Annotated in this window: 7 protein-coding genes and 1 pseudogene; 7 read left to right on the forward strand and 1 reads right to left on the reverse strand. The window is 73.5% G+C overall.

Annotated features, from left to right (window positions below; genetic code table 11):
• Positions 1–4 precede the first annotated feature (4 nt).
• From cydB to cydC, 3 genes are read left to right on the forward strand one after another with little or no spacing between them, the layout of a single operon-like run.
• On the forward strand, positions 5–1,045 hold the full coding sequence (gene cydB / locus HNO83_RS02910; protein ID WP_175336031.1) for a cytochrome d ubiquinol oxidase subunit II: 1,041 nt from the start codon (positions 5–7) through the stop codon (positions 1,043–1,045).
• Between the two features lies 1 nt (position 1,046).
• Positions 1,047–2,681 carry a thiol reductant ABC exporter subunit CydD gene (gene cydD / locus HNO83_RS02915; RefSeq protein WP_175336032.1) on the forward strand — a complete coding sequence of 545 codons (1,635 nt, stop codon included), beginning with the start codon at positions 1,047–1,049 and terminating at the stop codon, positions 2,679–2,681.
• On the forward strand, positions 2,671–4,365 hold the full coding sequence (gene cydC / locus HNO83_RS02920; protein WP_175336033.1) for a thiol reductant ABC exporter subunit CydC: 1,695 nt from the start codon (positions 2,671–2,673) through the stop codon (positions 4,363–4,365). The genes cydD and cydC overlap by 11 nt, the downstream gene beginning before the upstream one ends.
• 58 nt (positions 4,366–4,423) lie before the next feature.
• Here the strand turns inward: cydC and HNO83_RS02925 are convergent, their stop codons facing one another.
• Positions 4,424–5,233 (reverse strand): aminotransferase class IV, encoded by an 810-nt coding sequence (locus HNO83_RS02925; protein ID WP_175336034.1) that lies wholly within the window; start codon positions 5,231–5,233, stop codon positions 4,424–4,426.
• 17 nt (positions 5,234–5,250) lie between these two features.
• Here HNO83_RS02925 and pabB point away from each other — a divergent pair, with 17 nt between their 5' ends.
• From pabB to HNO83_RS20230, 4 genes and pseudogenes are all read left to right on the forward strand, one after another.
• Complete coding sequence (gene pabB, locus HNO83_RS02930) at positions 5,251–6,681, forward strand: aminodeoxychorismate synthase component I (protein WP_175336035.1); 1,431 nt, start codon at positions 5,251–5,253, stop codon at positions 6,679–6,681.
• An 86-nt stretch (positions 6,682–6,767) separates the two neighbouring features.
• A complete protein-coding gene (gene leuS / locus HNO83_RS02935) occupies positions 6,768–9,383 on the forward strand; it encodes a leucine--tRNA ligase (RefSeq protein ID WP_175336036.1) in 2,616 nt (871 codons plus the stop codon).
• Between the two features lie 125 nt (positions 9,384–9,508).
• The gene (locus HNO83_RS02940) at positions 9,509–10,192 is read left to right on the forward strand and encodes a ComEA family DNA-binding protein (protein WP_175336037.1); all 684 of its coding nucleotides are present in this window, start codon (positions 9,509–9,511) and stop codon (positions 10,190–10,192) included.
• Between the two features lie 533 nt (positions 10,193–10,725).
• A pseudogene (locus HNO83_RS20230) lies at positions 10,726–12,114 on the forward strand (ComEC/Rec2 family competence protein); the annotation flags it as partial.
• Between the last annotated feature and the right edge of the window lie 82 nt (positions 12,115–12,196).

Below are 12,196 nucleotides of genomic sequence, written 5' to 3' on the forward strand. Positions count from 1 at the left end.
GAAAATGGATCTGGCAGTTCTCTGGTTCGGCATCGTCGCCTTCTTCTTCGTCGGCTACTTCGTGCTCGACGGGTTCGACTTCGGGGTCGGTATGGCGCTGCCGTTCCTCGGCCGCGACGACACCGACCGGCGCGTGATGATCAACACGATCGGTCCGGTCTGGGACCTCAACGAGACGTGGGTGATCGTCGGAGGCGCCGCGCTGTTCGCGGCCTTCCCGGAGTGGTACGCGACCCTGTTCAGCGGCTTCTACCTGGCGCTGCTGCTCATCCTGCTCGCGCTCATCGCGCGCGGCGTGTCGTTCGAGTACCGGCACCAGCGTCCCGACGCGCGGTGGAAGCGCTGGTTCGACGGGATGATCGTAGTCGGCTCCGCGCTGCCCGCGTTCCTCTGGGGCGTGGCGTTCGCCAACATCGTGCAGGGCGTCGCGCTGAACGCGCACCACGACTACACCGGCACCCTGTTCGACCTGCTGAACGGCTACGCGCTGCTCGGCGGACTGACCACCCTGCTGCTGTTCTTCACCCACGGCGTGGTGTTCGTCTCGCTGAAGACGGACGGCGATCTCCGGGTGCGGGCGCGGAAGCTGGCCACCCGCTCGGGCGCCGCGGCGATCGTGGTGGCCGCCGTCTTCCTCGGCTGGACGGCGCTGAACCACTTCTCGCCGGTGTTCCTGGCCCTCGCGATCTTCGCCGCCGTGGCCCTGATCGCCTCCTGGATCGCGAACCTGCGCGGGGCCGAGGGCTGGTCGTTCGGCTTCATGGCCGCGACGATCGCGCTGGCCGTGGTCTCGCTGTTCGCGGCGCTGTTCCCGAACGTCATGCCGTCGTCGCCGAACCCGGAGAACAGCCTGACGATCGCGAACGCGTCGAGCTCCGACACGACGCTGTCGATCATGACCTGGGTCGCGGCGATCTTCCTGCCGCTCATTTTGGTCTACCAGGGCTGGACGTACTGGATCTTCCGCAAGCGCGTGACCCGCGACCACATCCCGCAGGAGCGTGCCGACGACGCGGGGGAGCCGCAGCAGCCGGTGACCGCCTGACATGCGCCCGCTCGACCCGCGCCTCCTGAAGTACGCCTCCGCGACCCGCGGCACGCTCGCGGCCGGCGCCCTGCTCGCCGTACTGCGGACGGCGTGCGTCGTCGCCTTCTCGTGGCTGGTCACCGACGTGATCGTCCGCGCGATCGCGGGGGAGGAGCTGGGCTCGCTGGGCGGGACGCTGCTGCTGCTCGCCGGGGTCGTCGCCGCGCGCGGTCTGCTGCTGTGGGCGACGGACGCGGTGGCGGCCCGAGGAGGCGCCCGGGCCGTCGGCCAGCTTCGTGAGCGGCTGACCGCGGCGATCGGGAGGCTGGGCCCCGGGTGGGTCGCCCGGCGCAGCTCCGGCGACGTGACCCTGGTCGCCGGACACGGCATGGAGGCGCTGGAGGGCTACTTCGCCGGCTACCTGCCGCAGCTGGTCGCCACCGCGGTGGCCACGCCGCTCCTCGTGCTGACCATCGGCTGGGCGGACCTGACCAGCGGGATCGTGCTGCTCGTCACGCTCCCGCTCATCCCCGTCTTCATGGTGCTCGTCGGCTGGGCGACCCAGGCGGCGCAGAAGCGGCAGTGGCGCGCGCTGTCGACGCTGTCGAGCGGCTTCCTGGATGTCGTCGCCGGGCTCTCCACGCTGAAGCTGTTCGGCAGGCAACACCGGCAGGAGGCGCGCATCCGCGAGGTCAGCGACCAGTACCGGATGCACACGATGAAGGTGCTGCGGATGTCGTTCCTCTCCGGCTTCGTGCTCGAGCTGGTGGCGAGCCTGTCGGTCGCAGTGATCGCGGTCACGATCGGGCTCCGGCTGCTGGGCGGCTCGCTGGATCTGTCGGTCGGCCTGTTCGTGCTGCTGCTCGCGCCGGAGGCGTTCCTGCCGCTCCGGAACGTCGGCGCGAGCTACCACGCGGCGGCCGAGGGCATGGAGGCGGCGGATCGGGCGTTCGCGGTCATCGAAGCGGCGGACGGCGTCGGAGAACCGGCCGTCGCGCCCGGTGCGACGCCCGGCGACGGGCTGGTGTTCGACGAGGTGACCGTCGGGTACGACGGGCGGACGGTGGTCGACGGCTTCACCGCCGAGGTGCCGCCGGGCGAGCTGGCGGTGCTGCGGGCGCCGAGCGGAGCGGGCAAGTCGTCCCTTGTCGGCGCGGCGCTCGGGTTCGTGCCCGCGGAGGGTCGCATCCTCGCCGGCGGCCGGGCGGACGCCGAGGGCCGCCGGGGCGCGATCGCGTGGGCCGGACAGCGCCCGGGGCTCGTCGCGGGCACCATCGCCGACAACGTGGCGCTCGGCAACCCGGCGCCGGACGAAGCCGCCGTCACCGAGGCGCTGCGCGATGCGGCGGCCGGCGAACTCGATCCGGGGACGGAGCTCGGCGCCGGCGGCACCGGGCTCTCCGGAGGCCAAGCGCAGCGCGTCGCCGTCGCGCGGGCGCTCTACCGGCTGCGGACCCGCGGGTGCCGGGTGCTCATCCTCGACGAGCCGACCTCGGCGCTGGACGCCGCGACCGAGCGCCGGCTGCTGGCGTCGCTGCGGCGCGTGGCGGAACAGGGCGCGGCGGTGCTCGTGGTCAGCCACCGGAATGCGGCCGCGGAGGCCGCCGACCGGGTGATCGCCGTCGAGTCGGAGGAGGCGTCCCGTGTCCGCTGAGACGCTCACCGCGCCAACTCCCGAGGTGCGTCGCATCCTGCGGCTCGCCGTGCCGCCCGCGGGCCGGCTGGGCACCGCGATCGCCTTCGGCGTGCTGAGCGGGGCGAGCGCGGTGGCGCTGCTCGGGGTGTCCGCGTGGCTGATCACGCGGGCGTCGGAGCAGCCGGCGATGCTGTACCTGTCGATGGCGGTCGTGGGTGTTCGCGCGTTCGCTCTCGGCCGGGCGTTCTTCCGCTATCTGGAGCGCCTCGCCGGGCACGACGCCGCGTTCCGTCAGCTCGGCACCGTCCGCTCGCGGCTGTACCGGCGGCTCGAGCCGCTGGCCCCCGACGGCCTCCGCGGCGTCCGCTCGGGAGACCTGCTGACGCGGGTGGCCGACGACGTCGACGAGCTGCAGAATCTCGCCCTGCGGGTCGTGCAGCCCCTGGTCACCGCGGCCGTCGTCGTGACGGGGAGCGCCGTCGTCGCCTTCCTCATCCTCCCGGCCGCGGGGGTCGCGCTGCTGGCGACCCTGCTGGTGGCCCTCGTCGCCGGCGTGCTCGTGAACCGGTGGGCGACCGCCTCGTCGGAGCGGCGGATCGCCCCGCTGCGCGCCGCCCTGAACGACGCACTGCACGACCTGGTCGCGAACCTCGACGTCCTCACCGCGTACGACGCGCTGCCCGCCGCGCAGGGGCGGGTGCGGCTGGCGAGCGACCGGCTGACGGCGGCCGCGCGGTCGCGTGCCGCGGGGCTGGGCGTGACGGCCGGCGTCGTGTCCGTGCTCGCGGGCGCCGCGACCGTGTGGGCGCTGGCCGCCGGGGTCCCCGCTCTCCGCGACGGCGCGCTCAGCGCGCCGGGACTCGCGGTGCTCGCCCTCCTCCCGTTGGCGGTGTTCGAGGTGTTCGGGATGGTCCCGCTCGCGTTCGGCGCCTGGCGTCGGGTGCGCGCGAGCGCCGAGCGGATCGCGGACGTCGCTCCCGCGACCGTGCCCGACGGCATCCCGGTGGACACCCCGGACGCGTCACCGCTCGCGCTCGGCGGCGTGCCGGAGGTGCGGCTCGACGGTGTGACGGCGCATTGGCCGGATGCGGAAGGCGACGTACTCAGCGACGTGTCGCTGCGGCTGCGGCCGGGGGAGCGCGTCGTGCTCACCGGGCCGACCGGGGCCGGCAAGACCGCCCTCGCGCACGTCCTCACCCGCCTGCTCGACCACACCGGCTGCTACGCGCTCGACGGGGTCGAGACACGCGGGCTCCGGCAGGACGACGTGCGGCGCGCGGTCGGGCTCGTGGAGCAGCGACCGTACCTGTTCGACGCCGACCTGCGGCAGAACCTCCTCTTCGCCCGCGACACGGCCACCGACGACGAACTGCTCGCGGCGCTCGACCGGGTCGGGCTCGCCGAGTGGACGGCCGAGCGCGGCGGGCTCGACGCTCGCGTGGGCGAGCGTGGCGCGCTGGTCTCCGGCGGTCAGGCGCAGCGGATCGCCCTGGCTCGGGCGCTGCTCGCCGACTTCCCGGTGCTGGTCGTCGACGAGCCCACGGCGAACGTGGATGCGGCGGCCGCCGGCGCGATCGTCCGCGACGTCCTCACCACGGCCGCGGAGGACGGCCGCACGGTGCTGCTGATCTCGCACACCGATGTCCCGGCAGACCTCGTCGACCGCACCCTCCGACTGGAGGGCGGCCGGCTCATCGCCTAGCCTCTTGCCTGATTGACGCAACACGCCGCTTAGCCCGCCGGCCGGACGGCGTGTCGTGTCAACTAGGCGAGGGGAGTGGCCGGGCGAGGGCCGCGAACCGGGCGCGCCAGGCGTCCGTGCGCGCCGGGTCCGCGGCGAGGGCGGGCCCGTCGACCCAGGAGGTGACCGCCCGGATGCCGTGCAGCGCGTTGACCGCCCACAGCACCGCGCCGTCGAGCTCCGACGGGCGCACCGCCTCCTCCTCGACCGGGACGCCGAGCGCCGCCGCGACGCCGCGCACCGTCCGCGCGGCGACACTGTCGACGCGAGGCAGCTCGAACGGGGGAGCGAACAGCGTCCCGCCGCGCCACCACAGCAGAGCGGTCGTCGCGCCGTCCGAGACGCGGCCGGCATCCAGGATCACGGCCTCCTGCGCGCCGCGCCGCTGCGCCTTCTGCCGGAGTGCGCTCAGCCTGTCGATGTCCGGACCCTTGAGGTGCGGGACCCGGCGCGGGTCGGCGTCGGCGGTCGCGACGACGAGCGACGACGTCCGCTCCGGCGCCGCGCGCTGCCGGAACCGCAGCCGCAGCGCGTCCCGGGCACGCACCAGCTCGAACCGCGGGAACCACGCGCCGTCGCGCGGCAGGGCGGCGATCCCGGCGTCCCAGAACGTCTCCAGCTCGCCGCGGTCGCCGAAGCCCTGCTCACGCGCGGTCTCGGCGAACCGGGACCGGTGCAGGCCGAGGGCGAGGACGCGTCCCTCCTCGACCAGGAAGGAGTCGGCGGCGAGCAGTTCGGTCTCCACCACGTCGCAGTCGTCGCGGAACCGCAGTTCGCCGCCCGCCCAGTCGGCGAGCGCGGTCATCGGTCCGGTGCGCTGTGGATCCACTCGCCTAGGCTAGTCCGGTGGCCTTCCCGCTCCGCGTGCACCGGCTCGACACCCGGGTCGACCCGGCGGACGCGTTCGTGACCCTGTTCGGCGCCGACGGCGACGCCGTGTGGCTGGACAGCGGACCGGACGCGTCGGAGGGGCTGTCCCTGCTCGGGACGGGGTCGGTGACTGCGGCCGCGTCCGTCGCCGACGGCACGGTGACGATCGACGGTGTCACGACCCCGGGCGGGATCCTCGACGCGCTCCGGGACGACCTGGCGGCTCGTCCGGATCCCGAGCCCGGCGGCTATCCGGTCGGCTGGTGGGGCCGGCTGGGCTACGAGGCGGGTGCGGCCGCGACGGGCGTCCCCGTCTCCGACACCGGTTCCGGGACGCCGGATGCCGCCCTGCTGCTCGTCGACCGCCTCCTCTGCGTCGACCATGCCGCCGGAACCGCCGATCTCGTGGCACCGGACACCCCGGACGGTCGCGCGTGGCTCGCCTCGACGGCTGCGGCCCTCTCGACCTCCGAGGGCGCCGCAGCCGCCTACCGCGCCGCGCACCCCATCCCCGCGGCCACCGCGCGCTGGCGGCACGACGACGACGCGTACCTCGCCGCGATCGCCGCCTGCCAGGACGCCATCCGCGCCGGCGACGCCTACCAGCTGTGCCTCACCAACCGCGCGGAGGCGCGGACGGAGGCCGACCCGCTGGCCGTGCACCTGCGGCTGCGCGAGCTCAGCCCCGCGCCGCACGCCGGGTTCGTCCGGGTCGGGGGCGACGTCCTGGTCAGCTCGTCGCCGGAGCAGTTCCTGCGCGTCGAGGCCGACGGCCGCGTCCGCACCCGCCCGATCAAGGGGACGCGTCCCCGCGGCGCCACTGTCGCCGCCGACCTCGAGTTGCGCGCCGACCTCGAGGCGAGCGAGAAGGAACGCGCAGAGAACGTGATGATCGTCGACCTCATGCGCAACGACCTGGGCCGGATGAGCGAGGTCGGCTCCGTCGAGGTGCGGAATCTGCTCGCCGTGGAGAGTTACGCCCAGGTGCACCAGCTGGTCTCCACCGTCGAGGGCCGCCTGCGGACCGGGCTCGGCGCGGTGGACGCGGTGGCCGCGTGCTTCCCGGCCGGCTCGATGACCGGCGCGCCCAAGCTGAGCGCGATGCGCATCCTGCACCGGCTCGAGCAGGGGCCGCGCGGGGCGTTCGCCGGATGCTTCGGCTACCTCGCGTTCGACGGCACGGCGGAGCTCGCGATGGTGATCCGCAGCATCCACTTCGCCGGCGGCATGGCGACGATCGGCGCAGGCGGCGGCATCACCGCGCTCTCGGTGCCGCGCGAGGAGCTGGAGGAGGTGCGGGTGAAGGCCGCCGCTCTGCTCGGCGCGGCGGGTCTCGCCGTCCCCGTCACGCCCTCGGCGAACCGGGAGCCCGCTGGGAACGGACTGGACGACTCCGACGTTCAGTAAGCTGGAGACCCGGACGCGCGCCGTCCGGACCTCTTCCGTGCCGCCGAACCCACCCGCGGCACGACGGATCCGAGATTGAGAGTCACGTGGCACACGAGCACGACGCAGCCGGCACCACGGCCGCGAGCACCCCGCAGGACGCGCAGACCGAGCGCGCGCAGTACGACTTCGCCGCGATCCAGGACAAGTGGCTCCCGGTCTGGGAGGAGCTGCGTCCGTTCGCGACCGACGACCCCGCCGACTCGCGGCCGCGCAAGTACATCCTCGACATGTTCCCGTACCCGTCCGGCGACCTGCACATGGGTCACGCCGAGGCGTACGCGCTGGGCGACGTCATCGCGCGCTACTGGCGGCAGCAGGGCTTCAACGTGCTGCACCCGATCGGCTGGGACTCCTTCGGCCTGCCCGCCGAGAACGCGGCCATCAAGCGCGGCCTCGACCCGGCCGGCTGGACCAACGACAACATCGCGCAGCAGAAGGCGTCGATGCGCCGCTACGCGCCCAGCTTCGACTGGGACCGCGTGCTGCAGACGAGCGACCCCTCCTACTACCGCTGGAACCAGTGGCTGTTCCTGAAGCTGTACGAGAAGGGCCTGGCGTACCGCAAGGCCAGCCAGGTCAACTGGTGCCCCTTCGACCAGACGGTGCTGGCGAACGAGCAGGTCGTGAACGGCCGCTGCGAGCGCTGCGACAACCTGGTCACCAAGAAGAAGCTGACCCAGTGGTACTTCCGCATCACCGACTACGCCGACCGCCTGCTGGACGACCTGAACCAGCTGGAGGGCGCGTGGCCGTCCAAGGTCATCTCGATGCAGCGCAACTGGATCGGGCGCTCGACGGGTGCGGACGTGACGTTCCAGATCGAGGGCCGCGAGGAGCCGGTCACCGTCTACACGACCCGTCCTGACACGCTGTACGGCGTCACCTTCATGGTCGTCGCCCCGGACTCCGACCTGGCCGCCGAGCTGGTCGAGGGCGCGCGTCCCGAGGTCAAGCAGCGCTTCGACGAGTACCTGGAGGCCGTGCGCGGCACGACCGAGATGGACCGGCTGAGCACCGAGCGCGAGAAGACCGGCGTGTTCCTGGAGCGCCACGCGATCAACCCGCTGACGGGGGAGAAGCTGCCGATCTGGGCGGCCGACTACGTGCTGAGCGACTACGGCCACGGCGCGATCATGGCCGTGCCGGCGCACGACCAGCGCGACCTGGACTTCGCGCGGGCGTTCGACCTGCCGGTGCGCGTCGTCGTCGACACCACGCAGCCGGTGACCGGCGCCATCCCGGTCATCCACACCGACCCGGAGACCGGCGAGCCGATCCTGCCGGAGGAGGCCGCGCTGGAGAGCCCGGCCGAGACCGGGGTCGCGCTGACCGGAGAGGGCCGCCTGATCAATTCGGGGCCCTTCGACGGGCTGAGCAAGTCGAACGCGATCCGCCGCGTCACCGAGGCGCTGCAGGCGTCGCACCTGGGCGCTCCGGCGAAGAACTTCCGGCTGCGCGACTGGCTGATCTCGCGCCAGCGGTACTGGGGCACGCCCATCCCGATCATCCACTGCGAGCAGTGCGGCGAGGTGCCGGTGCCCGAGTCCGAGCTGCCGGTGCTGCTCCCGCCGGCCGAGGGACTCGACCTGCAGCCCAAGGGCACCAGCCCGCTGGGGGGAGCGACCGAGTGGCTGAACGTCGCGTGCCCGTCGTGCGGAGGCCCTGCCACCCGCGACACGGACACGATGGACACGTTCGTGGACAGCTCGTGGTATTTCCTGCGCTTCCTGAACCCGAAGGACGACACGCAGGCCTTCGACCCGCGCGAGGCGGAGAAGTGGGCGCCGGTCGACCAGTACGTGGGCGGCGTGACGCACGCCATCCTGCACCTCCTGTACGCCCGGTTCGTCACCAAGGTGCTGTTCGACCTCGGCTACATCAGCTTCACGGAGCCGTTCACCGCGCTGCTGAACCAGGGCCTGGTGCTGATGGACGGCTCGGCCATGTCCAAGTCGCGCGGCAACCTGGTGAAGCTGTCGGAGCAGCTCGACGAGCACGGCGTCGATGCGGTGCGCCTGACCATGGCGTTCGCAGGGCCGCCGGAGGACGACATCGACTGGGCCGACGTGTCGCCGTCCGGTTCCGCGAAGTTCCTGGCGCGCGCCTGGCGGATCGCGGACGACGTGACCAGCGCTCCGGACGTGGTCTGGAAGACGGGGGATGCGGCGCTGCGCCGCGTCACGCACCGCTTCCTGGCCGACGCGCCGGGGCTGGTGGAGTCGTTCAAGTTTAACGTCGTCGTCGCACGTCTGATGGAGCTGGTGAACGCCACCCGAAAGACCATCGACACCGGCGCGGGCCCGGCCGATGCGGCCGTGCGTGAGGCGGCGGAGGTCGTCGCGATGGCGCTGAACCTGTTCTCGCCGTACACCGCCGAGGACATGTGGCAGAAGCTCGGCTACGGGCCGTCGGTCGCACTGGCGCAGTGGCGCAAGCCCGACCCCACGCTGCTGATCGAGGAGTCGGTCACGGCCGTCGTGCAGGTGGACGGCAAGGTGCGCGACCGGCTCGAGGTCTCCCCGAAGATCTCGGCCGACGAGCTGGAGGCCCTGGCCCGCGGCTCGGAGGCCGTCACGCGGTCGGTGGGCGACCGGGAGATCGTCAACGTGATCGTGCGGGCGCCGCGCCTCGTGAACATCGCCACCAAGCCGCGCGGCTGAGGTCCGAGCGGCTCGTTCGTGAGCTGAGGGCGCCGGGTTCTCCACAACCCGGCGCCCTCGCTGCGTTCTCCACCGATCCGGCGGGCGGGCCCGAGTGCGGCTCGCGGTGTTCCTAGCGTTGGGGCATGCGACACCGCGCTGAGACTGCACCGGCTGAGCCGGAGTTGCCGGGAGTGCCCGGGCTGGAGCCTGCGCGCCGGTCACGACGGGTGCGCGCGGGCATCGGCGGCGCGGTGGTGCTGCTGATCGTCGCGGCGGTCATCGCGGTCCTGGCGTCGGCGTCGGCGCAGGGCGGTGGCTCGGTGGTGACGCCGTCTGCGGCGCCGAGCCTCTCCCCGCGTCCCGTCGACGCGTCGCCGGCCGGCGGCGTGCTCGTGCACGTGACCGGTGCCGTACGCACTCCCGGACTCGTGTCGCTGCCGGCCGGGTCGCGGGTGGTCGATGCCGTCGCCGCGGCGGGCGGTGCGGCCGACGATGCGGACGTCGCCGCGGTGAACCTCGCTCGGCCGGTGGCCGATGGTGAGCAGCTCGCGGTTCCGCGGGTCGGGGACCCTCCGCAGGGCGGTGCGGCGGTCGGCGCGGGTCCCGGTGCCGCGTCCGGCGCGGCGGCCGGTGGTGCTCCCGTCAACCTCAACACGGCGACCCAGGCGGAGCTGGAGACCCTGCCCCGCATCGGCCCGGCTCTTGCCCAGCGCATCCTCGACTGGCGGCAGGCCAATGGCCGGTTCGCTCAGCCGTCCGACCTGCTGAAGGTGTCGGGCATCGGTCAGAAGCTGTTCGACGGGCTCAAGGACGGCGTGGTGGTCTGATGCCGGACCTCCGCCTCGCCGTGCCCGCCGTTGCGCTGTGGGCGACCTGCGCACTGCTGATCGGGCTCCCGGAGGCGTCATGGCCCGTCGTCATCGTGAGCGCCTGTGCAGCGGTGGCGTGCGTGGGGTTCGCCGCGGTGCGTCGCTCACGGACCAGGGCGCTTCCGGTGTCGGCCGTCGCGCTCGGGGCGATCGCGATCGGTGCGGCGATCGTCGCGGTCCAGGCGCCCTCGCGTGAGTCGGAGGAGCTCGCTGCGGCCGCTGGGAGCAGCGCGTCGGTCGACCTCGTGGTCGCGGTCGACCGGCCCCCGCATCGGCTCTCCGGAGGGTTCGGGGACGATCCGCGCTGGACTCTGCGCGGGAGAACGGCGGGTGAGCGGCCAGGCGTGCCGGTGTCGGTGCAGTTCGATGCGACGGAGGCGGAGGCGCGCACCATCGCGCTCGGAGCGGTCGTACGCGTCAGCGGCGCGGTGGTCCGGGAGGACCCCGGAGACGCGACCACGTTCCTCATCCGGGCGGCGCGCGACCGGCTGATGGTCGAGGAGCGTCCTCCGCCCTGGCTCGCCTGGGCCGCCGAGCCGCGTGCGGGGTTCGCGCAGGCGGCCACCGTATTGCCGGGCGACGGCGGCACCCTGCTGCCCGGGCTCGCGATCGGCGACGAGACCGCGGTGACCCCGAGCCTCGACGCGGCGATGAAGGCCTCGTCCCTCAGCCACCTCACCGCGGTGTCCGGCGCGAACTGCGCTCTGGTGATCGGCCTCGTCTTCCTGGCCGCCCGCCTGGTCGGTCTGCCGCGTCGCGCGCGGGTCGTCGTCGCGGGCGCCGCGCTGCTCGGTTTCGTGGTGCTGGTCGGGCCGGGGGCCAGCGTCATCCGGGCAGCGGCCATGGCGACCGTGATGCTTGTGGGACTGGCGCGAGGCCGTCCGGCGGACGGCGTCCCCGCGCTCGCCCTCGCGGTGATCGCGTTGCTCGTGCACGACCCCTGGCTCGCCCGCGACTACGGGTTCGCCCTCTCGGTCCTCGCGACTGCCGGGCTGCTCATCCTCGCCGCACCACTGGCCCGTGCGCTCAGCAGGTGGATGCCGGCATCGCTCGCGCTCGCTCTCGCAGTTCCGACAGCCGCACAACTGGCGTGCCAGCCCGTCCTCATCCTCTTGGCGCCGAGCCTGCCGCTCTACGGCGTCCCGGCCAACCTGCTGGCCGAGCCCGCCGCTCCCGTCGCCACCGTGCTCGGCTGCGTCGCCTGCGCCGTGCTCCCGTGGGCGCCCTGGCTGGGCGAGGTGCTGGTGCGGCTCGCCTGGGTGCCCTCCGCGTGGATCGCGCAGGTCGCGACGTTCGCGAGCGGCCTGCCCGCGGCCGCCCTCCCGTGGGCGCCCGGCGCCGTGGGCGTCGTGCTGTGCGCCCTGACCCTCGTCGCGGTCGCCGTCCTCGTGTCGGCGCGGCGCTCCCCGCCTGCGGCGGCGGCGGTTGCCGCGGGCGTGCTCGTGATCGGAGCCGTCGTCTACGGCGGTGTGCTCGCGGGAGGCTATATCGCTCGCGTCGCCGCCATCCCGCACGACTGGATGGTGGCCGCCTGCGATGTCGGTCAGGGAGATGCGCTTCTGGTTCGCGACGGAGACGCGGTCGCGATGATCGATGCCGGTCGCCGTCCGGAGCCGGCCTCGGCCTGTCTGGAGCGTCTCGGGATCGGCCGGCTGCGGCTCCTGGTGCTCACCCATTTCGACGCCGACCATGTGGGCGGCCTGTCCGGTGTCGTGTCCCGGGCGGAGACGGCGCTGGTGCAGCGGGCGGTCCGCGACGCCGACCACCGGACGCTCGGCCTCCTCCGGGACGCGGGCGTCCCCGCCGAGCAGGCTCATGCAGGGCTGGAGGGGCAGCTGGGACGACTGCGCTGGCGTCTTCTCTGGCCTCCGGAGCCCACGCCTGCAGGCATGCCGGACGACGACGTGGGCAACTGCGGCAGTCTGACACTGGAGGTCGAAGGCCGCGGGGTCCGCGCCCTCT

Origin of the sequence: Leifsonia sp. C5G2 (assembly GCF_013359685.1) — a bacterium.
In the GTDB taxonomy this organism is placed as follows: Bacteria; Actinomycetota; Actinomycetes; order Actinomycetales; family Microbacteriaceae; genus Leifsonia.

Coding starts and splice junctions, on each gene's coding strand:
- HNO83_RS02940 (WP_175336037.1), top strand. CDS start 9,509: ATGCGACACCGCGCTGAGACTGCACCGGCTGAGCCGGAGTTGCCGGGA.
- cydB (WP_175336031.1), top strand. CDS start 5: ATGGATCTGGCAGTTCTCTGGTTCGGCATCGTCGCCTTCTTCTTCGTC.
- cydD (WP_175336032.1), top strand. CDS start 1,047: ATGCGCCCGCTCGACCCGCGCCTCCTGAAGTACGCCTCCGCGACCCGC.